Here is a 24572-nt window from a genome sequence, read left to right as displayed (position 1 = left end):
GTAGCCCGGGTGTTGCATTGAGCCCTCGCGCCAGCCGCGCTATCCATCCAGCATCATCACCTGCCGCGAGGGCGACCGTGCAAAACCTCCTCACCGACATCGCGGGCGTACGCGTGGGCCATGCCCAGGACGCAGCGCTCGCGTCCGGCGTGACCGCGATCCTGTTCGATCAGCCGGCGGTGGCCGCGATCGACATCCGGGGCGGCGGACCCGGCGTGCGCGAGGATGCGCTGCTCGATCCTGCGAATACGGTGGAGCGGGTCGACGGCATCGCCCTGTCCGGCGGCTCGGCGTTCGGGCTGGAGGCCGCGAGCGGCATCCAGGCCTGGCTGGCGGAACAGGGCCGCGGCTTTGCCGTGCGCGACGCGCTGATCCCGATCGTCCCCGGCGCGATCGTGTTCGACCTCTTGAACGGTGGCAACAAGGCCTGGGGCCGCTACGCGCCCTATCGCGAGCTCGGCTATGCGGCCGCAGCGGCCGCCGATACCAGCTTCGCGCTCGGCAGCGTCGGTGCCGGGCTCGGCGCCACCACGGCCAACCTGCAGGGCGGGCTCGGCTCGGCGGCGGCGACGACGACAGGCGGGATCAAGGTCGCTGCCATCGCGGTGGTCAATGCCGTCGGCAGCGTCACGGTCGGCGACGGCCCGTGGTTCTGGGCGGCGCCGTACGAGGTCGACGGCGAGTTCGGCGGCCGCGGCCTGCCGGCCGCGTTCACGCCGGACATGCTGGCGATGCGCATCAAGGGCGGCCCGGCGGCGTCAGCCTCCGAGAACACGACCATCAGCCTCGTCGTGACCGACGCCGTCTTGACCAAGGCGCAGGCCAAGCGGCTCGCGATGATGGCGCAGACCGGCATGGCGCGCGCGATCTATCCGGTGCATCTGCCGCTCGACGGCGACATCGTGTTCGCGGCGGCGACTTGCGCCAAGCCGATCGAGCCGCTGGTCGAGCTGAGCGAGCTCGGCATGGTCGCGGCCAATGTGCTGGCCCGCGCGATCGCACGCGGCGTCTATCACGCGAGACCGCTGCCGTTCGCCGGCGCGCTGCCGTCCTGGCAAGGCCGCTTCGGCGGCTGAGCCTAGGCGCTCACCGCGGTCGTGGAGGACGTCGAGGCCGACAGCATCTTCGACTGCCGCTGGATCAGCTTCTCGATCAGATTGTAGGACGACGTGGCGGCGTTCGACGCGGTGGTAGCCGTCGGCGTCGTCAGCGTCACCTTGGAGCCGTCGGCATAGGTGATGGTGGTCGTCGTCGAGCCGTCGCTGTTGGTCGACGAGGAGCTCGACGCGCCTGACATTGCCTGCATCAGCGCGTCCGCCCCTGCCCCTGACGAATTGCCGGAGCTGCCAGCCTCCCCGGCTCCAGCACGATGATGATGACCACGGCGGCCGCGCGCGCCCTGCAGCGCCGATATCAGTTCGTCCATGCTGACATTGCCGTCGCTGTTGCTGTCGAGCTTGCCGAACACCTTGTCGGCATTGGCGAGGTTGGTGCCGCCGGCGCCGAGCGCGGTCTCGAATTCGGACTTTGTGATCTTGCCGTCACCGTCGCCGTCGATCTGCGAGAACAGGTCCTGCAGCGGGCTGGTCGAGGCGTTCGCACCCGATGTGCCGGACTGGCTCTGCGCTGCGAGCAGCGCGTTCATCGTCTCCGGCGCGATCTGCCCCGAACTGCTGCTGCCGGAGCTCGACCACGGGCTGAAATTGCCGGAGCTGCTCGAGCTGCCGCCGTTCAGACTGAACACGCCGCCGCCGGCATTGCCCGATTTGCCGGAACCGGACTTCGTCGACCCAAGCGACTGCAGGGCTTCCAGGGCCGATGAGGCGGCCCCCAATGCAAACCACATGGCGAAACTCCGAGGTGGCCGCAATGCGCGGCGAAACAACGTCGGATCTCTCCGTGGCAATCCCCGTGCCAGCGCCAAACCGCTGATATGTCCGGATATTTCGCGATGTTGCGGATGCCCAAACCCGGCAGTTCATGCCGCGCTCGGCAGATTTTTCCCGCTCGCGTTGCCGCAACCGCGCCCGCATGATACGGCGACAATCCCGATCGCACTGGAACAGCCGCCCATGACACAGTCCTTCACGCCGCGCCCGCTCGTCATTGCGCCGTCGATCCTGGCGTCGGATTTCTCCAAGCTCGGCGAGGAGGTGCGCGCCGTCGATGCCGCCGGCGCCGACTGGATCCATCTCGACGTGATGGACGGCCACTTCGTGCCGAACATTTCCTACGGCCCCGACGTGATCAAGGCGCTGCGCCCGCATACGACCAAGATCTTCGACGCGCATCTGATGATCACGCCGTGCGATCCCTATCTCGAAGCCTTCGCCAAGGCTGGCTGCGACCACATCACGGTGCATGCGGAGGCCGGTCCGCACTTGCATCGCTCGCTGCAGGCGATCCGCGCGCTCGGCAAGAAGGCCGGCGTCTCGCTCAACCCCTCGACCCCGCTCAGCGTGATCGAATACGTGCTCGACCTCGTCGACCTCGTGCTGATCATGTCGGTCAATCCCGGCTTCGGCGGCCAAGCCTTCATTCCCTCGGCGATCGGCAAGATCCAGGATCTGCGCGCGATGACCGCGGGCCGGCCGATCGATATCGAGGTCGATGGCGGCGTCGGCCGCGACAATGCCGGCGCGCTGGCCGCGGCCGGCGCCAACGCCTTCGTCGCCGGCTCCGCCGTATTCAAGGGCGGCACGACGGAGGCCTACCGCAGCAACATCTCCGCGATCCGCAGCGCCGCCGCGTCGGCGCGCGGCGAAGCGATCTGAGGCACGCGGGGCGGGATGCACACGCTCACGCCGCAGCCGCTGACCAAGGCGGCCTTTGCTGATTTCGGCGACGTCGTCGAGACCGACGGCGCCCAACCCATCGAGATCAACCAGGGCTTCGCCCGCCGCTGCAACGGCCTCGCCGCGATCGACGTGACGTCGGGCGGCGCAGACGTGAACATCAGCCTGTTCGAGGCCAAGCCGCGGCCGCAGCCGATCGAGATCAAGCTGATGGAGCGGCATCCGCTCGGCAGCCAGCTGTTCATGCCGCTGCAGGACCGGCCCTGGCTGGTGCTGGTCTGCGACGACCCGCGTGATCCCGCGAGCTACCATGCCTTCACGGCCAGCGGACGCCAGGGCGTCAATTACGCCCGCAACGTCTGGCACCATCCGCTGCTGGTGTTCGATGAGGGCTCGCGCTTCGTGGTGATCGACCGCATCAGCCCCGACAATCTCGAGGAGCTGTGGCTCGAGCAGCCGCTGTTTCTAAGCATCCCCTGAATGGTGGCGCGCGCAGGCTGATCCGTGCGCAGGAGAGACGACGATGGACAAGCCGAACTACTTCGTGCCGCAGGGCGGCCACCCGCCGCAGACCGACCTGCTCACCGGGCGCGCCGTGTTCACTGAAGCCTACGCGGTCATTCCCAAGGGCGTGATGCGCGACATCGTCACCTCGGCGCTGCCGTTCTGGGACAAGACGCGGACCTGGGTGATCGCGCGCCCCCTGTCGGGCTTCTCGGAGACGTTCTCGCAATACATCGTCGAGGTCTCGCCCGGCGGCGGCAGCTCCCAGCCCGAGCCCGATCCCGACGCCGAGGGCGTGCTGTTCGTGGTCGGCGGCGAGATCCTGCTCACCATCGCCGGCAAAGAGCATCCCCTGGGCCATGGCGGCTACGCCTTCCTGCCGCCGGCCTGCAAATGGACGCTGCGCAACGACAGCCCGGCGCCCGCGACCTTCCACTGGATCCGCAAGGCCTATGAGGCCGTTCCCGGCATCCCCGTGCCCGAGGCTTTCGTCACCAACGAGGCGACGATCGCCCCTGCCGCGATGCCGGAGACGCAGGGCCGCTGGGCCACCACGCGCTTCGTCGATCCGCTCGACGTCCGCCACGACATGCACGTCAACATCGTCACCTTCGAGCCCGGCGCCGTGATCCCGTTCCTGGAGACGCATGTGATGGAGCACGGCCTCTATGTGCTCGAGGGCAAGGCGGTCTACAAGCTCAACCGCGACTGGGTCGAGGTCGAGGCCGGCGACTTCATGTGGCTGCGCGCCTTCTGCCCGCAGGCCTGCTACGCCGGCGGCCCCGGCCGCTTCCGCTATCTGCTCTACAAGGACGCCAACCGGCACATGAAGCTGCGACCGTTCAGGTGAGAGGCGCGGTCGCGCAATCGGACCCGGACTTCAATCTCAACTCTAACGTCTCACGTCCCCGACACGACCTTCGCCGGCGCGTCGTCATCCTCCTCATCCGCCTCGCGCACCACGTGGCGTGTGCGCACCACCGTGACGGTGCAGCCCGCCTCCGCGGCGACCTTCGCCGAGACGCTGCCGAGCAGTGAGCGCAGTACGGAATCGCGGCGGGCGCCGATGATGATGTGGTCGACCTGGTTGGCCTCGGCGAACTCGATGATGGCGGCGGCCGGATCGACGGCCTCCAGCACGTGCACCGTCAGCCGGCTCGTGTCGAGCTTGAGCGGCGTCGCCCAGTGCTTCAGCGCGACCATGCGGTCGATGTGCTTGTTGTTGCCCTCCTCGTCCAGGGTGCGGTCGATGGTGAGGCGCCCGAGCTTCAGCACGTTGACGCAGGCGAGCCGCGCCGCGGGCAAGGTGGCGAGGATGCGCTGCGCCGTAAGCCGCAGCGCGCCGTTGAGCTCCTCGCCGCCTTCCACGGTGTCGATCGCGACCGCCACGATCGGGCTGGAGGCGATCTGCACCGCGACGTCGGATGATTTCTGTTCCGGCTGCACCAGGCCGCGGTTGAAGCGGCGGCGCCACACCGTGGTGATCGGATCGCGCGTCACCTTCGCCGAACGCGCCGTGAGCTTGACCTGGTCGGGATGGCCGAGATCGAAGGCGAGTTGCGCCGCGGTCGGGTAGCGCCACACCGACTCGATCTCGAGACAGCGCAGCACGATCTCCTGCAGCCACGGTGGATAGTCCGGCTTCAATTGTCGCGGCGGATAGGGATCGCGCCAGAGACGCCGGCGCATGCCGCGCAGGGTCTCGCTCTCGCCGAACGGCCGCACGCCGGTGGTGAAGAAATAGAGCAGCACGCCGAGTGAAAAAATGTCGCTGCGCGGATCGCTGCGCGTCCCCATCATGCGCTCGGGCGCCATGTAGGGCGCGGTGCCGTAAGGCAGGCGGAATTCCTCCTGCAAGAGATCCGGCAGGTGCCTATGGCAGGACAGGCCGTAGTCGATCAACACCGCCTCCCCTGACGGCCGGAACATGATGCTCGATGGCTTGATGTCGTGATGGATCACGTGCTGCCGGTGAATGTCGGCGAGCGCCGTCGCGATCTTCGCGACCAGCACCCGCGTCTCCTCGTAAGCCAGTGGCAGCTCGGGCAGCCGCTTGTACAGCGTCTCGCCCGGAATTTGCTCGATCACCACATAGGCCTGGGTGGCGAAATCGCCGGTGCCGAAACAGGCCGGCACGTGCGGTCCCGACAGTCTTGGCAGGATCATCTGCTCCATCTCGAAGCTGACGATCGCCGCGGGGTCCTCGCCCTCGGAGACGCGCGGCACCTTCATCAGGATCGGCCGGTCGATATCCGGACGGGTGACGCTCCACAACGTCGCCATGCCGCCGGAATGCACGCATTCGCCGACCGTGAAGCCGTCGATCACGACGCCCGGCTGAAGCTTTGACCTCGGCATGTTCTATCGCCCCATCGAGAGCCGCTGCGCCAGCCAGGGCGGCAGGCCGTTGTCGCGAATGCGCTGCGCCGCAGCCTCGACGTCATAGGGCACACGGCAATAGGTCAGCTCGCGGGTCTTGGTGTCGAAGGTCACGAACGACGCGGCAGGATCACCGTCGCGCGGCTGGCCGACCGAGCCGACCACGGCCAGCCATTGCCGGCCGCGCAACAGCTGAATGGGCATGTTGGCGGTCGGGGTGAAGCTCGTCATCTTCGCGGTCGCGGACATCGAATACAGCGCGGGACGATGGATGTGGCCACAGAACGTCACCTGCGCCTCGGTCGCGATCATGCTGCGGGCCGCGTCGGCCGACGACTGCACATAGCGCCAGCGCGGCGGGCTCGAGGCCTCCGCATGCACGAACAGCCGGTCGTCGTCACCGATGCTCATCGGCAGCTCGGCGAGAAAGCGGCGCTGCTCGGCGCTGAGCCGCCCGCGCGTCCACTCCATCGCCGCCTGCGCCTCGGCATTCATGGTCTCACTCGCGACCGAGACCGCATTGTCATGATTGCCGCGCACCGCCAGCCCGCCACCGGCGACGATCTCCATGACGGTGTCGACCGACCATTCCGGATCGGCGCCATAGCCGACGATGTCGCCGAGACAGATGAGGCGGTCCGCGCCACGCGCACGCGCCGCCTCGAGGCAGGCTGCAAAGGCCTGCCGATTGGCATGGATGTCGGTCAAAATCGCCAGCAGCACCCGTTTCCTCCGGTTGTCAAGCTAGCGGCCGTGGTCGCACGAGACTTGAGGAACATCAAACAAGATAGGCGGAGAGATGCGGAATGTCAGCGTTGCAGGTCCCCTGCGATGCGCCGGTGCGGCTTTCCTTCCCTGGGTAAAGCTGAAGCCCAGGACGTTGCGGTGGTTCGGTCTGGCGACCGCACTCTTGGCCTTGTTGACCTTGAGCTCGAGGCGCCGTGCCAGGAACGTCTCGATGCCCGCCATCATTCGCGCGCTCGCTTCACGCGGAGGATACGGCTGCAGCCGCCTACTGCTCGTCCTTCGGCGGCATGCGCGGCGGCAGCAGTGGTGTGAACGAGACGCCGTCGCCGGCGGTCTTGGCGGCCTTGAACTCGCCGGTGGAGGGATCACCGCCGGCGGTCTCGATGATCGTCTTCGGCAGAATGTATTCGCGCGCGGCATCGATGACCCCGCCGTCGCCGGTGCCGAAATCGGCGGCGCGGCCGCCCTGCGGATGGCCGGCCGCGATCTGGTCGGCGGCGTGCTGGGCCTTGTCGGCAAGTGTGTCGCTGTAGGGGATACGATAGGCGCGCGGCACGCCGCTCGGACGGTTGTCGTCGTCGAGCGCCTCGACCCATAGATAGACCGTGCCGGGATCGCCCTCGACGGAGTGCGGATCGACGATCCGCACCTGCAGCACCTTGAAGCTCCTCGGCAGCCGGTCGACGCTGGCCCAGCCGAGCAGGCCGCGGGCGCCGACGAAGCTGCCGACATAGAACGCGCTGGTGATGACCACGGCGACCGCCTTGGCCTGCCACGGCAGCCGGGCATAGACCAGCACCAGCAGCAGCAGCGCGCCGATCAGCGCGTAGCACACGGACAGGGTGACGATGACGGTCTGCAGATTGCTCGTCATGGCCTGAGCATCCTGACGCCGGTCTTGGGATCGATATCGGCGCCGTTGCGCCAATTGCTGCGGAACGTCTCCAAGAGCGATTTCGGCCGGCGCTGCACGTCGATCACCTTGCCCTCGGCATTGAGCTTGAAGCGCAGCGCCGTCTTCTCGTCGCCGGAATGGTCGAGCACGACCTTGTCGTCGAAGATCACCTGCGCGGTCGGGTTGAGCTTCTGCACCTTCACCGTGGCCTCGACCGGCGCGCCGCTGACGTTCTGGAAATGCGAGATGTTGACCGTGTATTCGCCGGCGACGATGCCTCTGACGGTGACGATCTCCTCGCGGATCGGCGACGGGATCTTCAGACCGTTGACCAGGATGAAATCGTTGGCGCCGCCGCGGTCGTCGCGGTCGAGCGTGAGGAAGCCGGCCTCGCGATGCCGATACCAGGCAATGTTGCCGACGGGATCCTGCACGAACAGGTCGAGATCATCCGGATGGTTGTCGGGCCAGTCCATCGTGATCAGGAATTCAGCCTTGCTGTCGACCTTGCCGTCCTTGGCGTCCGGCGAGATCGCGAGCACCGCGATGAAGAAGAAGAACGCGACGATCTGCAGCGCCTTGAACAGCATCACGCTGAACGGGTCGAACTGCTCCTCGCGCGGATAGAGTCCGAAATCGTCCATCATGCGACCTGCTCCGGCGCGAGATCCATCGCGCGCTCGAGCCGCGGCGTCACCCGCGTCTCCGTCAGCATGACGGCGTCCGAGAACATCCGTCCCGTCGCCGCATCGAGCATGTAGTACTGGATGCGCACCAGAATCGAGCCGACGAGCCCGGCGAGCGTCGTGTACATGGCAATCGCCATGCCGTCGCTCATCAGCCCCATCGACGATTTCATCGCGAGCTTATCGTTGACGTCGAGGCCGGCGATCGGCGCCAGCATGATGATGAAGCCGATGATGGTGCCGAGCAGGCCGAGCTTCATCAGCGTGTCGGAGGCGAAGCCACCGAAGCCGTTGGAGCCGCGCAGGCGGTCGGCCAAGGTGCGCAGTAGCAGCGTCTGGTCGAGCCGCCCTGCTCCTTGCGTTTGCGCCTTGGTGACGAGGCTGCGGATGTGGTTGGTGACGAGCCCCTTGGGGAGCAGTTGTGCATCAGGTTCGAGCGAGCGCGCCGCGTCGGGTCCGATCAGCACGGCGCGGCAGCGCCGCGCTGCATCCGCCTCGCGCGCGATCGCTCTGGTGCGCCAGAAGCAATGGCAGCACGTGGCGACGTAGAGCACGGCGATGACGCTGGAGATGTAGGTGCGGTCGGAGGCGACCATCAGGTGGAAATAGCCGTAGCGGGCGAGCACCACGGCGGCGAATATCGTGAGGCCGGTGAAGATCATCCAGAGCAGCAGCGGCCCGCGCTCGGCTGCGTCGCGCGCAGGTTCCACTCGTTCGGCACTGCTGACCACGCTCATGCATGAACTCCCGATGCGCGCCGTTTCGTTCGGCGCTTCGCAGAGGAGTTAAGCAGAGCGGCGGAACAGCGTCCAAAGACATCTGCCTCGAGGCTCTCGGGAAAATTTCCCAACCTGTCGCTTGCTGCAGTGCATTTGCTTGGCGGAGCACCATCCCATTGTTACGCTGCGGCAAAAGCCGTGGAGAGGATCGCATGCGTCTCGTGCTCCAGCTCATTGCGCGCCTCGCGCTGATCGTGCTGCTGTGTCTGGCCGCCGCGGCCGTATGGGTCACCGTCGACGCCTATCGCAGCGTCGACCGCGCCACCGCGGCATCGGCCGACCGGGTCTCCCAGGCGCTGGAGGCGTTGTATTGGCGTGAGCTGCTGCTGCGCAGCAACCGGTCGCGGGAGCGGCTGCTGCCGCTGCCCGACTGGCGCACGACCGAGACCATGAAGCTGATCGCGCCCGGCATCTGCGTCCAGCTCAAGCCCGAGGCAGCGTTCGAGAAGCCGCTGTGCGGCCAGAGCAAGGGCCTCGGCGCCGCGCCGCCGCGCTGGTTCTCAGGCGCCGTGGAAGCCATCCTCGGCGATCACGCCGCGGTCGCGCAGCCGATCAGCGCGCGCGCCACGACAGCGGGAACCGTCTCGGCGATCGCCGATCCCGATGCGGCGATCCAGCTCGCCTGGCTGCGCATCCAGGACAGCTTTGGTGTGGCGCTGGCGATGGCGATCGCGATCGGCGTGCTGGCCTCGCTGGCGATCGCGCATGCGCTGGCGCCGGCGCGCAGCATCGTCCAGGCGCTGCAGCGGATGGCCGAGGGCGACCACCGCCCCGCGCTGCCGCGCTTCCGCTCGATGGAGCTCGCCATGATCGGCCGCGCCGTCGGCGAGCTCGGCGACCGGCTGGCGCAGGCCAACGAGCAGCGCGCCGCGCTGACCGAGCGCCTGCTCGACATCCGCGACGAGGAGCGGCGGGCGCTGGCGCGCGAGCTGCACGACGAGTTCGGGCAGAACCTCACGGCGATCCTCGCCTTTGCCTCGACGATCGAGAGCGCCGGCAGCGGCCGCAACGATCAGGTCGCCCAGGATGCACGGATGATTACGCAGTCCGTCAGCCATCTGATGGCGTGCCTGCGCGGCACCTTGAGCCGGCTGCGCCGTCCGCTCACCGAGGAGCTCGGCCTCGCCGCAGGCCTGATCGCGCTGACCGAGAACTATCAGCATGCCGCGCGGCCCGCGATCCGGCTCGACCTCCACGGCGACCTCGCCGACATCCAGGGCCCGGTCGCGGTCACCGCCTATCGCATGGCGCAGGAGTGCCTGACCAACGCCCTGCGCCACACCAGTGCGAGCGAGGTGTCGTTGCGGGTCGAGCGCCGTCAGGGTCCAGACAGTGCGCTCGTGATCTCGGTCGAGGACGACGGCGGCGGCGATGCGACCCTGCTGGCGCAATCGAGCGGCTTCGGCCTGACCGGAATCCGCGAGCGCATCGCCGCGGTCGGCGGCTCGCTGTCGATCGGACCGGCCGCGCGCGGGCTCAGCGTCTCCGCGACAATTCCACTGGCCGCCTGAGACAACCGGGATGCCCGAGCGCACAGGCATTTCGATCCTGCTGGTCGACGACCACCCGGTGGTCCGGCAAGGCTATCGCCGCGTGCTGGAGAGCCAGGACGGGTTTCGAGTCATCGCAGAGGCCGACAGCGCCGCGGCGGCCTATGCCGCGTTCAAGGCGCATGCGCCCGACGTGGTCGTGCTCGACATCTCAATGAAGGGCGCCAGCGGGCTGGAGGCGATCCGCAACATCCGCGCCCGCGACAACCGCGCCTGCATCCTCGTGTTCTCGATGCATGGCGAGGCGCCGCTGGTGAAGGCGGCGTTCGCCGCCGGCGCGAGCGGCTTCGTCACCAAGAGCAGCGAGCCGTCGGCGCTGGTCCGCGCCATCCGCATGGTCATCAACGGCGAGCGCGCGCTCAGCGACGACGTCGCCCACGTGCTGGCCGCTGACAGTCTTGATCCGCAGCAGACCGTGCTCGACCGGCTCGGCGAGCGTGAGATCGAAATCCTGCGCCAGTTCGCGTCGGGCCTGACCACCGAGCAGATCGCCGCCAACCTGCACCTCAGCGTCAAGACGGTGCAGAACTATCATTATCTGGTGAAGGCCAAGACGGGATTGCAGACGGATGCGCAGCTGGTGCGTCTGGCGGTGACCAGCGGGCTGACGAATCTGTAGGCTGCCGTAGGGTGGGCAAAGGCGCTGCCGTGCTGTCGCCGCATGCGAGCCAGCAGTGGCGCCGTGCCCACCATCAAACTGATGAGTTCGCTGATCGACGGTGGGCACGGCGCGCGCGATCTCGGCCCAAGCCGATGTCGTGCAACGCGCCTTTGCCCACCTACGAGCTGTGTGAACCCGCATGTCGCTGCGCTCATGCGGGCTAGGCGCGCCTAGCGCGCCTGAAGTCCACGGAGCAGCAGGGTCAGCACGGCATCGACCCGGGCCTGACAGGTGCACTCGCCCCACTCGTCGGCATGGGCGGGATGGTGAAAACTTCTCGTCGCGTCGAAGATCGCCGCGGCCGCGGTCTTGGGATCAGTGACGTGGAACGTCCCCTGCGCGACCCCCTCCGCGATCATGCCCTCGACCTGGGCGATCAGGTGCTGCTTGTGCGCCTTGACCACCGAGCACGCCTCGCGCGCCAGGGTGAGATAGGTCGCGAACATCTCCGGATCTTCACAGACCCGCTTCTGCTTGGCGCCGAACAGCTCGCGCAGCCAGCGCTCCAGTTTCGCCGGCGCGGGTCCCGGCTCGGCCGCGATCTGCGCCAGCGGCGCGCTGACCCGCTCGAGCCAGCGCCTGGCAACCGCCTCGCGCAGCGACGCCTTGCTGGGGAAGTGACGATAAACGGAGCCGTGGCTGACATCGAGCGCTCTCGCGACGTCGACGACCGTCGCTTTGGCGAGCCCGTAACGGCGCAACACGTCCTCGGTGACTTCGAGGATGCGCTCGGATGTCAGAACCACGGCCTCATTCATGCGTGCACCATATCGGTGTCGGACGTATGCGCCTTGATCTGGATCGTCTCGGCCCGATCGGCGGACGACGGCGCGCGGAATTTGGCTGCCTGGGTCTCCAGGTGACGCGCGACCTGGTGATTCAGCCAGTCCTGAAATTGTGAGTGCAACAATCGCTTTTCAATCTTCATCGAAGCGGTCCTTCGCAGTTGAAACCGCTGAACCCATGGTCAGACAGTGCAAGTTGATCTTCAGCATGACAGCGGCAGAGACATACACCATCGCGCTGACAGATTTCAATATCTGTCAGCGCGATTTTTTTGAACGGTATCATAATCCACCTCGATCGCACCGGCCGAGCGGAAAGACCGCCGTTTGTGTCGATCCGGCCGCTCTGGTAAAGCGCGGCGTAAAATGCTGGCGTGGACGCCCGGTCCCGCCCACCTTCCCTCCCGCCTCGGAGCGCCGTCGATGATCCCCCGCTATACCCGTCCCGAAATGGCCTCGATCTGGGAGCCGCAGACCCGGTTCAAGATCTGGTTCGAGATCGAGGCGCATGCGGCGGACGCGCTGGCGCAGCTCAGCGTGATCCCGAAGGACGCGGCCAAGACGATCTGGGCCAAGGCCAAGGACGCCACCTTCGACGTCGCCCGCATCGACGAGATCGAGCGCGAGACCAAGCACGACGTCATCGCCTTCCTGACCCATCTCGCCGAGATCGTCGGCCCCGAGGCGCGCTTCGTGCACCAGGGCATGACGTCATCGGACGTGCTCGACACCTGCCTCAACGTCCAGCTCACCCGCGCCGCCGACCTGCTGCTCGCCGATCTCGACCGCGTGCTGGCGGCGCTGAAGACGCGCGCCTTCGAGCACAAGATGACGCCGACCATCGGCCGCTCGCACGGCATCCATGCCGAGCCGGTGACGTTCGGCCTCAAGCTCGCTTATGCCTATGCGGAATTCTCCCGCGCGCGTGAGCGCCTGGTCGCCGCTCGGAAGGAGGTCGCGACCTGCGCGATTTCCGGCGCCGTCGGCACCTTCGCCCAGATCGATCCGCGGGTGGAGGAGCACGTCGCCAAGGCGATGGGCCTGTCGCCCGAGCCGATCTCCACCCAGGTGATTCCGCGTGACCGCCACGCGATGTTCTTTGCCACCCTCGGCGTGATCGCCTCCTCGGTCGAACGCTTTGCGACCGAAGTCCGCCACCTGCAGCGCACCGAGGTGCTGGAAGCCGAGGAATTCTTCTCGGAGGGACAGAAGGGCTCCTCCGCGATGCCGCACAAGCGCAACCCGGTGCTGTCGGAAAACCTCACCGGCCTCGCCCGCATGGTGCGCGCCTATGTGACGCCGGCGATGGAGAACGTCGTGCTCTGGCACGAGCGTGACATCTCGCACTCCTCGGTCGAACGCATGATCGGCCCCGACGCCACCGTGACGCTCGACTTCGCGCTGGTGCGCCTCGCCGGCCTGGTCGAGAAGCTGCTGGTCTATCCCGCCAACATGGAAAAGAACCTCGACCGCCTCGGCGGCCTCGTGCACTCGCAGCGCGTGCTGATCGCGCTGACCCAGAAGGGGGCGAGCCGCGAGGACTCCTACAAGCTGGTCCAGCGCAACGCGATGCCGGTATGGCGCGGCGAAGGCGACTTCCGCACCCTGCTCAAGGCGGACGCCGAGGTGAAGAAGTATCTCACCGACGCCGAGATCGACGAGCAATTCGACCTCGGCTACCACCTCAAGCACGTCGACACGATCTTCCGGCGCGTGTTCGGCAGCGCCGAGTGACGGCGCGCGCCGTTACAGCTTCTTCAGCGAGACGGCCGCATTGCCCTTGTTGTTGAAATAGAATCGATACAACAACCAAGGAAACAGGATGGAGGTGTCGTTGACGTAGACGAACACCTCCCCATCGCTGCGTGCGGTGAACTCGGCCGTCCAGCGGCTACTGCCGGGGGCTTCGGGTCGGAAGGTGGGAAGATGCTCCTCCAATCCCGTGCTGCCCACCCGCACGATGGGCGCGAACCAGTTCGACCAGATCAGCCGCTTGAACGGCAGGCCCGGTAGCTGCGTCCAGGTCCCGTAACCAAAGCCGGCCGGGGATGCAGGGATGCTGCCGTCGCTCCATCCCTCTCCGACATCGAGCGTGATCTGATACGTCTCGTCCTGCGCCACGCTAAGCGCTGTCGGATAGCAATGGTGGCGCGTCTCGAACAACGGCCGGATACTTCCATTATGCCATGCCCCGATCTCTGTCTCGTTGACCTCGGTCGGCCTCAGTGTTGCCTTGCAGAACAGACCGGCCGTGTTGGCCGCGCCGAACGCCAGCCACCAGAACAGCCAGAACATGATGCCGGTCGGGAAGATCCACGATTTCAGGACGTAGAAACCGGCGATGTACCAGCCCTGGCGTCGCAGCGAATAAACCGTCGCGCGCCAGCCGGTCACCGGCTTGTGCCGGGATGGATCGTTCCAGGCGATGCGTGCGGCGTCGCGGATTGTTCGCTGCAGTGAGGTGCCCCACGCCGTCAAGCCGAGCGCAGCGGCCGCACCGACCACCAGCAAACCCGGCGAATCCCGAAACGCGACGAACCATGGGTCGAGAAATTTTGGCAGGAAGGCTGCCGCTCCGTTGACCAGCGGATTGACCAGCCCATGCAAGGGCTCATAAAGCACGCGCGGCCAATAGATGACGAAATATGGGATCGCCGCGACGAACAGTAGCGCGAACATGGTGGCGAAATAGACCACGCGGCGCAGCCAGACCCAATTCCAGACATCGTCCTGCACCCGCGTCCGCGCGTGCCCGCGATCGAGCGGATGCAGCGCATCGACCGGCGTATCGGTCTCATCCGTGACGCGGTAAGCGGCGGGTACGACCACCGGTGCATAGTGATCGGGACCCGACCTAATGCGTTCGAACACGGTGCGGTGGATGGTCGGCTTCACCGGCGGCAGCGGTGGCTGCGGCAAGCTCGGATGCAGATCTTCAGCAAGAAGCCCGGTCTGGGCCTTGAACGGCGAATGAAGCAGCCACTTGATGCGACTAACATCGTACCGGAGCGATAGCTTGTAGGGCGGCGCGTCATAGATCTCGCGCAGATTGCGCGGCTTGTAGCGGTAGTAGGCAGCCAGCCCCTTGCGCGAGTCGTTCAGCGTATCGAGCGGATCGATCTCGGGATCGTAGAGCAGCCTGCGCCGCCCGTCGAGATAGACGAGACCATAGGCCTGGGCGCGGTCGAGCATCCAATCGAGCGTCACATAGGAAAGGCCATCCTGCGGATAGCCGCCGCCGATGTCGGAATGCACGCCTGTAAACCACACCTGGCTGATGCGCTCGCGGTCACGTGGCGGCAGGTCGGTGCGCAGATGCGGCGGCGGGTCGGCGAGTTTCGCAGCTTCGCTGCGCGGATCGTAATCGATGCCGAACAGCCAGTCCTTCTTGTCACTCCGGCCCGGGACCGCATCGTCCCGTCCCCACACATAGCGCTCGTCCCAGATCACCGGGCGGAAAGCGTCGCGCTCCTCCTCGATCGCGAGGGCGTGGCAGGCGCGATGGATCTTGGAATTCATGAACTGGTCCGGCATCGACAGCGGCCAGATCCAATAGTCGATGGCGCGGGTCATCTCCTCGATCGGCCCGCCGTAGGCGTCAACGGTGTCCCAAATGCCGACGAAATGCACGCTCTCGACCTCGACTGCTGGCGGAGCCTCGGGCGCAACGCCCTGCAGCCTGCGCAGCAGCTTGATCCCCCCATCGCGCCATTTACGGAGGTCCAGGCCGATCTTGCCGAGATATCTGAGAAGTCCAGTGTTGTAGCGGCGACGATAGCGGCGATAGGCGTCCGCAGCGAAGCGCGCGAGGTCGGCCTCATTGTTGTTGTAAGCGACGAGGCCCTGACCCGCGATCATCGCCGCCACGATGCGGATCGTGAACGCGCCGCGGCTGAAGCCGAAGCAATAGATGCGGTCGCCCGGCTTGTAGTTGCGACAGCAGAAGCTGTAGATCGCAATCGCATTCCGCTTCAGGCCGAAGCCGAAGATGCCGCCGAGGGCTGCGAACAGCTTGAAGGAGGACGTTCCGACGCCATCGTCGTAGAAGGCGACTTGCCGGCGCGGATCGCGCAGGTCCAGCAGCTGGAACAGGCGCCAGACATTGGTCTTGAACACGGCCTTGGCGCTGTTGCCGGTCCCGTCCGACAACAGCACGATGTTCTTTGCAACAGGATTGGACACGAGGCCCCCCGACCAGAATGCCGGCAGGGAGATTGGTCCGCAATTGCAAGAAAATCAAGGCGCAATCCCTGCGCGAGCCTGCAGGACACCCGCTCAGTTTTCAGCACCGCCCGTCATCCGCAAGGCAACATCGTCGCTTGATCCGATGCAGACATCGAACGGGGGACGGCGTATCGAGCCCCCCGCAGGCCGGGTCGGCGCGCCCCAGGGATCACCGGAGGCACGACTGACAGAGCGGCACGCATGGAATCACTCAAAAATGATCAGCAGATACCTTTGTGCGGTTGTCCGACATCTCGTCGTCGACCTCCGATCCTTCGACACCGACCAGACGAGCGCCTATGCAGGTCGTCCTGCTCCCCCATCGACGAGACACCCACATGCCGGCGACCTATGATCCTCTGCTGCGACGGATCCATTGGGCAACGGCGCTGCTGTTCATTGCAGCCATGCTGATCGGACTCTATTGCGGCCTGCAGCCGGCCGGGACATCGCCGCGGCGCGAGTTGCTGGAAATCCACAAGTCGCTCGGCGTCACGCTGTTTCTGCTCGCCATTCTCCGTCTGATCGTGCGGGCTCGCACGACGGCCCCGGCAGCTCCGGCCGCCTTCGGCCCGATCGTCCGCGCGCTGTCGCAGCTCAATCATTGGACGCTCTATGCGCTGCTTCTGGTCATGCCCGTCACCGGCTACATGTTCTCGTCGGCCGGCGGCTACTCGCTGCGCTACTTCTGGACGTTCAGCTGGCCGCGCCTGTTCGCCGGCGACAAGACGATCGCGCAGGCCGGCGAGATCACGCACGACGCGCTGGCCTATGTGGTCTATCTCGTCGTCGGCCTGCACATCGCCGCCACGCTCTGGCATGAGTTCGTCAAGAAGGACGAGACATTGGCCCGGATGTGGCCGCGGCGGTGAGCGCGTAGCCCGGATGAGCGCAGCGACATCCGGGTTCATCGCAGGCAGCGTTGGAGACCCCGGATATCGCTCCGCTCATCCGGGCTACGAGGTCAACGCGCTGCGCCTTCGTAGGGTGGGCAAAGCAGTCGCCGTCAGGCGGCAGCGTGCCCACCGTCGTGCGGCAGAGCAAGCGATCAGATGGTGGGCACGGCGCCTTCACGATCTCGCTCGTAGAATGAGCACGGCTGCGCCTTTGCCCACCCTACACAGCACCAACTACATCGGCTTCGCCGCCGCAACCAGATCGCCGGCGCGCTGGTCCTGTTTAATCAGCGAGGCCAGCTCGGTCTCGTCGAGCGTCTCCTTGACCAGCAGGCGGCGCGCGGCGCGCTCCAGCACGTCGCGCTTGTCCTGCAGCAGCTTGCGGGTCCGCTCCAACGCTGATGTCACGATCGCACGCACCTCGGCGTCGATCGCATCCCCTGCGGCCTCGCCATACTCGGCGCTGCGTGAGACGCCCGGCGCAAGAAACGACTGGTTGTCGCGCTCATAGGCGACCGAGCCCAACTGCTCCGACATGCCGTAGCGGGTCACCATCGAGCGCGCGATGTCGGTGACGCGGCGCAGATCGTCGGCGGCGCCGGTCGACAGATGGCCGTAGACCACGAGCTCCGCGGCGCGGCCGCCGAGCAGCACCGCCATCTTGTTCTCCAGCTCCTCGCGCGTCATCAGGAAGCGATCTTCGGTCGGACGCTGGATGGTATAGCCGAGCGCGCCGACGCCGCGCGGAATGATCGAGACCTTGTGCACGGGATCGGTGCCCGGCAGACTCATCGCAACGATCGCATGCCCCATCTCGTGATAGGCGACGATCTCGCGCTCCTTCGGATTGAGCAGCCGATTGCGCTTCTCCAGGCCGGCGACGATGCGCTCGATCGCGTTGTTGAAGTCGTCGAGCCTGACCTCGTCGCCGCCGCGCCGCGTTGCCAGCAAGGTCGCCTCGTTGACGAGGTTGGCGAGATCGGCGCCGGTGAAGCCCGGCGTCAGCGCGGCCACCTTCTCCGGATCGACGTCGGCGGCGAGCTTGGCCTTCTTCAGATGCACCTGCAGGATCTGGATGCGGCCCGGCTTGTCGGGCCGGTCGACCAGCACCTGGCGGTCGAAGCGGCCGGCGCGCAGCAGCGCCGGATCGAGAATCTCGGGCCGGTTGGTCGCCGCCAGCAGCACCAGACCCGTCGAGGAATCGAAGCCGTCGAGCTCGACCAGCAGCTGGTTGAGCGTCTGCTCCTTCTCGTCATGGCCGCCGGCGAACGGGCCCATGCCGCGGGCGCGGCCGAGCGCATCGAGCTCGTCGATGAAGATGATGGCGGGCGCCTTGGCGCGGGCCTGCTCGAACAGGTCGCGCACGCGCGCCGCACCGACGCCGACGAACATTTCGACGAACTCCGAGCCGGAAATCGAGAAGAACGGCACGCCGGCCTCGCCGGCCACTGCCTTGGCGAGCAGCGTCTTGCCGGTGCCGGGCGGGCCGACCAGCAGCACGCCCTTCGGCATGCGGCCGCCGAGACGGCCATAGGATTTCGGATCCTTCAGGAACGAGACGATCTCGCGCAGCTCGTCCTTGGCCTCGTCGACGCCGGCGACGTCGTCGAAGCGGACGCCGGTGTTGGATTCGACGTAGACCTTGGCCTTGCTCTTGCCGATCTGCATCAGGCCGCCGCCGAGCCCGCCGGCGCCGCCCATCATCCGGCGCGACAGCCAGTACCAGACGCCGAAGAACAGTGCGATCGGCATCACCAGCGAGAGAATGTCGCCGAGGATGTTGCTCTCGACGCGGCCGGTGAACGTCACGTTCGCCTTGCTGAGCTCCTTGGCGAACTCCTGGTCGACGCGCGTCGTCGCGAAGCGCGACTGGCCGCTGGGCAGCGGCTCCTTCAGCGTGCCTTCCAGATAGTTCTCGGAGACGCCGACCTCCTTCACCTTGCCGGCGGACAGGAGATCCTGGAATTGACTGTAGGGAATGACGGCGACCTGGCGATAGCTCGTCCACGCATTGTGGATCATCATCGCGACGAAGATCGCGACGATCGCGTACCAGAAATTGAAGCGGGTCTGCTTGGTCATGGGTCTCTCAATCGGGTGATCAGTCGAAAACGAGCGGCCGCAAACGGCGGATCAAGCGCATCGCGTCAGGCGCGGTCCTGCCCTTCGGCCTTGGGGACGAATACGGAGACGGCGCGCGGCAGCACGCCGAAGCGCGCCGGCGTGAAGGTGACGAGCTCTCCATCGGCATTGATCGGGCGCGGACGCTGCGTGCGGATCTCGAAGGATGTGTCGCGCGTGGCCCGCACCTCCTGCCACAGGCCGTGGCGACCCTTGCGGAAGTCATAGGCCATCGCCAGCAGCTTCCAGACGCGGCCGATCTCCAGCGAATAGAGATCCAGATGGGAATCGTCGATCTCCGCGCTGTCCTGGACGGCCATGCCGCCACCGTAATAGCGGCCGTTGCCGACCGCGATCTGCAAGGTCTTGACGCGCGCCGCGCCGTCGGACGACACGATCATGGCCCGGAACGGCCGCGCATTGGTGAGCACCTTGAGCGCCGTGATCGCGTAGCCGAGCCGGCCGAACCGGCGCTTGGTCTCCTTGGTCAGTTGCCGCGCGAGCTCGGCGCTCAAGCCGAGGCTTGCGACGTTGAAGAATGGATGACCATTGACCTCGCCGAGATCGATCTGGCGGCGGTGGCCGGCGGCGATCACGTCGACCGCGGCCTCCATCTCATCAGGCAGGCCGAGCGTGCGGGCAAGGTCATTGGCGGTGCCGGCTGGAATAATGCCGAGCGGCAGGCCGGTCCTGACCAGTGCGGGCGCAGCCGCGTTCAGGCTACCGTCCCCCCCGGCGACGACGACCGCCTCCGCATCGTCGGCATGGGCTTCGATCCACGGCGCCACCTCGCGCGGACTATGCGGCGCCGAGATCACGAGATCATAGCCGGCCGCACTCAGCCGCGACACGGCAATGCCCGCGGCCTCGCCGCCGGAGCGGCTGCCGCGGTTGATGATCATCAAGAGACGGCGCGTTGCGACGGCCGAGCGCGACGGCGGCGCCTTCGCGATCGATATCTGGTCACCCCCCGTGGTCACGATTGTCTCCCGTATACGAGATGCCCGTGCGCATCAGCGCACCGGTTCCATACCAAGCGACGAGCAGGCGCTCCGGTTCCATCACGATCAGGGCCGCCATCCGAGGGGTATGAGCGGGGAGTGATTGTTGGGCTGGTGATGTCTGGGGCGAGAGCCGCAAGGGCTGATAGCAACAAGCGACGCGTGTGGCCGCATCTGGTCAAACTCCTCAGGAGCGCTCCGAAGCGCGCAATACCGCCAGCGGGATCACTGCCAGCGGCATCGGTCATGAAAGAGAGTCCGACATCATAGTCGCATGGACTATCAGAGGGGCCCGGATCTCCGGCCCTCTGGAATTAGTTTGCAGCCGCACGCCCGCAAGACGGCTGCCGCGGCAGCAGACACTCTGTCGCACCTTCACGTTCATCTTGCTGAACGTGGACGCAAGGCGCTGGCTCTTGAAAACCGATCGGGACACACATACGTCCGTTCCCTACTCCTGGTCCGGGCCCCTCTGGTGAAGCTGCCGGTGCGCTCACGATGTCGGACCTGACATCAATTTCACCGGCTAGATAAGAGGACCCGTCGTGGAATTCCTGCTCATCGCGTTTGCCGGCAAGCCCGTCTGGATGTGGCTCGCCTTCCTCGCAATCGTGCTCGCCCTCCTCGTCTTCGATCTCGGCGTCCTCCATCGCAAGACGCGCGAGATCTCGGTACGCGAGAGCCTCGTCATGAGCGCCATCTACATCATGCTCGCCCTGGCCTTCGGCGGCTGGGTATGGTGGCAGCTCGGCGGCGAGGCCGGCACCGCCTATCTCACCGCGTTCACGATCGAGAAGGCGCTGGCGATGGACAACGTCTTCGTCATCGCCATGATCTTCAGCTACTTTTCGATCCCGCGCGCCTATCAGCACCGCGTGCTGTTCTGGGGCATCGTCGGCGTCATCGTGCTGCGCGCGATCATGATCGGCCTTGGCGCCGTGATCGTCGCCCAGGCGAGTTGGGTGCTGTATCTGTTCGCGCTGTTCCTGGTCGCGACCGGCATCAAGATGCTGGTGTTCAAGGACAAGCCGCACGACATCGGCTCCAACCCGGCACTGGCCTGGGTGCGCCGTCGCTTCGACGTCACCGACCGCCTGCACGAGGAGCGTTTCTTCGTTCGCCAGCCGGATGCAAGCGGCAGGCCGACCTGGTTCATGACGCCGCTGTTCCTGGCGCTGATCCTGATCGAGTTCGCCGACGTCGTCTTCGCCGTCGACTCCGTGCCCGCGATCTTCACGATCTCGACCGACCCGTTCGTGGTCTACACCTCGAACATCTTCGCGATCCTCGGCCTGCGCGCGCTCTATTTCGCGCTTGCCGCGATGGTCGATCGCTTCCAGTATTTGAAGCTGGCGCTGGCGGCAGTGCTGATCTTCATCGGCTCGAAGATCTTCCTTGCCGACCTGCTCGGGCTTGAGAAGTTTCCGCCCGCCCTCTCGCTCGGCATCACCTTCGGTCTGCTCGGCGCGGGTATCGCCTATTCGCTGTGGAAGACGCGGCCTGCCGTCGAGCAGATGAAGTGACGCAGGCCAGAGGACATGAGGTTGCCGCGTGGTGATGAATGATGTCGCATCCAACGATGAGGACTCGTCGGCGCCGCGCCGTCACAACGGGCCGATCAGCCGCCGGCTGCTCGCGATCGCCCGCACGGTGCGGTCCGAGGAGCCGTCCATCGGCGAATTGTTCGACCGGCTGGAGTCGGAAGGTCTCGGCCTGACGTTGCTGCTGCTGACCTTGCCGGCGTTGATCCCATTGCCCGGCCCGTTCGGCATGGTGTTCGGCACCTTGGTGGCTCTCGTCGCACTGCAGATCCTGCTCGGCGCCGAGCGGCTATGGCTGCCCGAGCCGCTGCGCCGCCGGCCGGTGCCGCAGCGGCTGCTGCGCAAGGTGATCCGCGCCGGACTCGATTGGGCGGGCTTTGCCGAGCGCGGCCTGCGTGAGGACCGGCTGGTCTGGCTGACCGGCCGGCCGGCGCGGATGCTGCTCGCGCTGCCGCTGCTGCTGATGGCCGTCACCATCATCCTTCCGATCCCCATGGGCAACGTGATGCCGGCGTTGGCGCTGATCGCCGCCTCGATCGGCTTCATGGCCGGCGACGGGCTCGCAGTCCTGCTGTCGATCCTGATTGCGATGGCCGCGGTCGTGTGGACGGCGGTTCTGCTCTATACGGGTGCCGCGGCCGCCGATTATGCCGCAACTCTCCTGGCACGCTTTGCGGTGCATCTGCGGGCCATGCTGGAGAGCGTCGGTGTCGATCTCGGCTTTGCCGCCGGCGTGACGACCGTGTTTGCGGTCGCAACGGGCATCGCCGCGCTTGCCTTCTGGGTGCAGGCGGTGCGCCACCGGCGCAGCCGGCGCATACCCATCGATCCGACGCAGGATCCGCGCGAACGCTCCCGCGCGCTGGCGCGACGCGGCCGCGGTCTCGTGGCCGCCGCGAGCATTGCGACCACCGCAGCCGCCGTCTTCATCGCCACGCGTTTCATGCTGACCGGCTCGATCTGAGTTCCCGCTGTGGCAGCGCGGCCGGGCCGACGGTGCATTGCGCGGCTACGAGGGACATATCTTCGTGAGCGCCCGCCGGCCGCAAGCGCGAGCACTTGTCATTGAAGTAGCAACAAAAAATGCGACCGATAAGCGCAGGCGCGTCGAGCATCGTCAGCCGCCTGCGAGAAATGCCACTGTCCCTTTGTGCCGGCTGCAGCTATACGAGAGATGACTGTCACTAAACGGTTACAGAATCGACACATGCCCGATTCGAACGCAACGGCGTCGATCCACGGCGGTGGCCATGTGGTCGGCGTGCGGGATAGTGGTGACTCGGCGAGCAGCGATCCCGGTGGCGCCGCCGATAGCTTGACTGCACAGCACCTTGCCGATCACGCGGTCACACGGGGGGATGCCGTGGCGCCGGGCGTGGAGGTCGTGACGCCGTCCTTGCCGGATCCCGCGGCCGGCGCCGGCCATGAGATCGAACTGAAGCTCCTCGTCGCGCCCGATCAACTCGCCGGCTTCAACAACGCACCGGTCGTTACCGCGCATGCGCGCAACAAGGGTTCGCGCAAGCATCTGACATCGGTCTACTACGACACGCCGAAGCGCATGCTGTGGAAGAACGGCTTCACCTTGCGGGTGCGCCAGAGCGGCTCGCGCTTCGTGCAGACCGTGAAAGAGCAGCACAGCGACGACCCGCTCAAGCGCGGAGAGTGGGAGGCCAGCGTCAGCTCGCTGGCGCCCGATCCGCTGCTGGCGGCCGCGCTGCTGCCGGAGGAGCTTCGCTCCGCGCTGGCCGATGCAACGCTCGAGGCGGTGTTCACGGCCGACGTGCATCGTCACGCGCGCATGCTCGACGTGCCCGGCGCGACCATCGAGATCGCGTTCGACAGCGGTGTCATCAAGGCCGGCGAGCACCGTGAGATCGTGAGCGAGATCGAGCTGGAGCTCAAAAGCGGCAACCCCGCCGCCATCTACGAGATCGCGCTGCGCATCGCCGATCACGGACCGATCAGACCTTCGATCCGCAGCAAATCCGCGCGCGGTTTCGACCTCGCAGCAGGAGCAGCGCCGGGGGCCGAAAAGCCGCGCAAGCTGCGCCTCGATCCGGCGGTGTCTCTCGACGAGAGCTTCGCCGTCGTCCTGCGCGGCAGCCTGCGTCATCTGCTGCAGGCAATGCCTGCAGCAGATGACGGACGCGATACGGAAGGCGTGCATCAGTTGCGGGTAGCGCTGCGCCGCCTGCGCGCCGCGTTGCACCTGATGCGGCCGCTCGGGACCTCGGCGACGCTCGACGGTCTCGAGGCGGATGCGCGCTGGCTGGCACAGAGCCTCTCGGCGGCGCGCGACCTCGACGTGTTCCTGACCGATACGCTGCCCGAGATCGCCGAGGCGTGCCCCACGGTTGCAGGCTTCGACTCGCTCCGGTCGCTCGCCGAGCGGCGGCGCGAACTCGCCTATCGCACGCTGCGCATCGCGCTTGCCGAGCGCCGCTGCGCCGCTTTCGTGCTCGGCCTCGGCGAATGGATCGAGACCCGCGGCTGGCGCAACGACGTCTCCCCCGACGATCTCCGACGCCTCGCGGCGCCCGCGATCGATTTCGCCGGGCCCGTCCTGTCGGAGCGCCACCAGAAGGTGCTCAGGCGCGGCCGCCGCTTCAAGAAGCTGCCGGCCGAGCGGCGCCACCGGCTGCGTCTCGCGCTGAAGAAGCTGCGCTACAGCATCGACTTCCTGCTGCCGCTCTACGGCGCGAGCAAATCGGCGAAGAAATATGCCAGGACGCTCGCCGGTTTCCAGGAACAGCTTGGCCACTACAACGACATGGCGGTCACCGCCGGCGTGATCGAGACCCTCGGCACCACCTCCACCGACGCGGCGATCGCGGCCGCCGCGATCACCGGCTGGCAGACGCATGCCATGGCCGGCGTGGAGCAGCCGTTGCGCGAGGCGTGGCGCGCCTTCACCAAGGCGCCGACGCCGTGGCAGGCCGAGGAGGCGTGACGATCGGACGCGATGACGTCGGTTCATGGAGCGCATTGATCCGGTTCAAGGTGTC

General features: G+C 66.6%; 23 protein-coding genes. 11 read left to right on the top strand and 12 right to left on the bottom strand.

Translation table 11 applies throughout. From position 1 onward, the window contains the following. The first annotated feature begins 77 nt into the window (after nt 1-77). A complete protein-coding gene (locus QX135_RS09325; RefSeq protein ID WP_316176579.1) occupies nt 78-1076 on the top strand; it encodes a P1 family peptidase in 999 nt (332 codons plus the stop codon). Between the two features lie 2 nt (nt 1077-1078). Here the strand turns inward: QX135_RS09325 and QX135_RS09320 are convergent, their stop codons facing one another. Beyond that, nucleotides 1079-1846 carry an EF-hand domain-containing protein gene (locus QX135_RS09320; protein ID WP_316176580.1) on the bottom strand — a complete coding sequence of 256 codons (768 nt, stop codon included), beginning with the start codon at nt 1844-1846 and terminating at the stop codon, nt 1079-1081. A 226-nt stretch (nt 1847-2072) separates the two neighbouring features. Between QX135_RS09320 and rpe the strand changes: the two genes are divergently transcribed. From rpe to QX135_RS09305, 3 genes are read left to right on the top strand one after another with little or no spacing between them, the layout of a single operon-like run. Continuing rightward, the gene (gene rpe / locus QX135_RS09315; RefSeq protein WP_315737402.1) at nt 2073-2774 is read left to right on the top strand and encodes a ribulose-phosphate 3-epimerase; all 702 of its coding nucleotides are present in this window, start codon (nt 2073-2075) and stop codon (nt 2772-2774) included. A 15-nt stretch (nt 2775-2789) separates the two neighbouring features. Continuing rightward, a complete protein-coding gene (locus tag QX135_RS09310) occupies nt 2790-3275 on the top strand; it encodes an ureidoglycolate lyase (protein WP_315779803.1) in 486 nt (161 codons plus the stop codon). A 43-nt stretch (nt 3276-3318) separates the two neighbouring features. Continuing rightward, nucleotides 3319-4149: a bifunctional allantoicase/(S)-ureidoglycine aminohydrolase gene (locus QX135_RS09305; protein WP_315779801.1), complete on the top strand. Its 831-nt coding sequence runs from the start codon at nt 3319-3321 to the stop codon at nt 4147-4149. A 50-nt stretch (nt 4150-4199) separates the two neighbouring features. Here the strand turns inward: QX135_RS09305 and QX135_RS09300 are convergent, their stop codons facing one another. From QX135_RS09300 to QX135_RS09275, 6 genes are read right to left on the bottom strand one after another with little or no spacing between them, the layout of a single operon-like run. Next, entirely contained in the window at nt 4200-5657 is a 1458-nt protein-coding gene (locus QX135_RS09300) for a bifunctional serine/threonine-protein kinase/universal stress protein (protein ID WP_316234053.1), read from the bottom strand. Between the two features lie 3 nt (nt 5658-5660). Then, nucleotides 5661-6401: a metallophosphoesterase family protein gene (locus QX135_RS09295; protein WP_315737398.1), complete on the bottom strand. Its 741-nt coding sequence runs from the start codon at nt 6399-6401 to the stop codon at nt 5661-5663. Between the two features lie 21 nt (nt 6402-6422). Next, entirely contained in the window at nt 6423-6650 is a 228-nt protein-coding gene (locus QX135_RS09290; RefSeq protein WP_316162288.1) for a hypothetical protein, read from the bottom strand. A gap of 40 nt (nt 6651-6690) precedes the next feature. Next, nucleotides 6691-7299, bottom strand: a complete 609-nt coding sequence (locus tag QX135_RS09285; protein ID WP_315737397.1) for a hypothetical protein — start codon at nt 7297-7299, stop codon at nt 6691-6693. Then, a complete protein-coding gene (locus QX135_RS09280) occupies nt 7296-7967 on the bottom strand; it encodes a hypothetical protein (RefSeq protein ID WP_315737396.1) in 672 nt (223 codons plus the stop codon). The genes QX135_RS09285 and QX135_RS09280 overlap by 4 nt, the downstream gene beginning before the upstream one ends. Then, nucleotides 7964-8743, bottom strand: a complete 780-nt coding sequence (locus tag QX135_RS09275) for a MotA/TolQ/ExbB proton channel family protein (RefSeq protein WP_316234052.1) — start codon at nt 8741-8743, stop codon at nt 7964-7966. The genes QX135_RS09280 and QX135_RS09275 overlap by 4 nt, the downstream gene beginning before the upstream one ends. Nucleotides 8744-8937: 194 nt before the next feature. On the opposite strand from QX135_RS09275, the gene QX135_RS09270 reads away from it, so the two are divergent. Together QX135_RS09270 and QX135_RS09265 are read left to right on the top strand one after the other, a co-directional pair. Continuing rightward, the gene (locus QX135_RS09270; protein WP_316162286.1) at nt 8938-10296 is read left to right on the top strand and encodes a histidine kinase; all 1359 of its coding nucleotides are present in this window, start codon (nt 8938-8940) and stop codon (nt 10294-10296) included. A 10-nt stretch (nt 10297-10306) separates the two neighbouring features. Continuing rightward, a complete protein-coding gene (locus tag QX135_RS09265; protein WP_315771064.1) occupies nt 10307-10954 on the top strand; it encodes a response regulator transcription factor in 648 nt (215 codons plus the stop codon). A gap of 212 nt (nt 10955-11166) precedes the next feature. Here QX135_RS09265 and QX135_RS09260 read toward each other — a convergent pair whose 3' ends face one another. Both QX135_RS09260 and QX135_RS09255 read right to left on the bottom strand, forming a co-directional pair. Further along, a complete protein-coding gene (locus QX135_RS09260) occupies nt 11167-11754 on the bottom strand; it encodes a TetR family transcriptional regulator (RefSeq protein ID WP_315737392.1) in 588 nt (195 codons plus the stop codon). Then, a complete protein-coding gene (locus QX135_RS09255; protein ID WP_315737391.1) occupies nt 11751-11924 on the bottom strand; it encodes a hypothetical protein in 174 nt (57 codons plus the stop codon). The genes QX135_RS09260 and QX135_RS09255 overlap by 4 nt, the downstream gene beginning before the upstream one ends. A 280-nt stretch (nt 11925-12204) precedes the next feature. Between QX135_RS09255 and purB the strand changes: the two genes are divergently transcribed. Next, the gene (gene purB, locus QX135_RS09250; protein WP_316234051.1) at nt 12205-13515 is read left to right on the top strand and encodes an adenylosuccinate lyase; all 1311 of its coding nucleotides are present in this window, start codon (nt 12205-12207) and stop codon (nt 13513-13515) included. A 12-nt stretch (nt 13516-13527) separates the two neighbouring features. On the opposite strand, the gene QX135_RS09245 is transcribed toward purB, so the two are convergent. Then, entirely contained in the window at nt 13528-15963 is a 2436-nt protein-coding gene (locus QX135_RS09245) for a DUF2235 domain-containing protein (protein WP_316234050.1), read from the bottom strand. Between the two features lie 380 nt (nt 15964-16343). Between QX135_RS09245 and QX135_RS09240 the strand changes: the two genes are divergently transcribed. Further along, nucleotides 16344-16877, top strand: a complete 534-nt coding sequence (locus QX135_RS09240; protein ID WP_315737388.1) for a cytochrome b — start codon at nt 16344-16346, stop codon at nt 16875-16877. 258 nt (nt 16878-17135) lie between these two features. Here the strand turns inward: QX135_RS09240 and ftsH are convergent, their stop codons facing one another. Then, nucleotides 17136-18983 (bottom strand): ATP-dependent zinc metalloprotease FtsH, encoded by a 1848-nt coding sequence (ftsH, locus tag QX135_RS09235; protein WP_316234049.1) that lies wholly within the window; start codon nt 18981-18983, stop codon nt 17136-17138. A gap of 65 nt (nt 18984-19048) precedes the next feature. Then, a complete protein-coding gene (locus QX135_RS09230) occupies nt 19049-20002 on the bottom strand; it encodes a lipid kinase (protein WP_316176590.1) in 954 nt (317 codons plus the stop codon). 566 nt (nt 20003-20568) lie between these two features. Between QX135_RS09230 and QX135_RS09225 the strand changes: the two genes are divergently transcribed. From QX135_RS09225 to QX135_RS09215, 3 genes are all read left to right on the top strand, one after another. Beyond that, nucleotides 20569-21546 (top strand): TerC family protein, encoded by a 978-nt coding sequence (locus tag QX135_RS09225; RefSeq protein WP_316176591.1) that lies wholly within the window; start codon nt 20569-20571, stop codon nt 21544-21546. 28 nt (nt 21547-21574) lie between these two features. After that, nucleotides 21575-22528: an exopolysaccharide biosynthesis protein gene (locus tag QX135_RS09220; RefSeq protein ID WP_315771056.1), complete on the top strand. Its 954-nt coding sequence runs from the start codon at nt 21575-21577 to the stop codon at nt 22526-22528. A gap of 243 nt (nt 22529-22771) precedes the next feature. Then, nucleotides 22772-24517: a CHAD domain-containing protein gene (locus tag QX135_RS09215; RefSeq protein ID WP_316176592.1), complete on the top strand. Its 1746-nt coding sequence runs from the start codon at nt 22772-22774 to the stop codon at nt 24515-24517. Nucleotides 24518-24572 lie beyond the last annotated feature (55 nt).

This window comes from Bradyrhizobium sp. SZCCHNR1098 (assembly GCF_032489375.1).
In the GTDB taxonomy this organism is placed as follows: Bacteria; Pseudomonadota; Alphaproteobacteria; order Rhizobiales; family Xanthobacteraceae; genus Bradyrhizobium.
The sequence above is the reverse complement of the archived record's forward strand: the minus strand, read 5'-3'. Positions and strand labels throughout refer to the sequence as shown.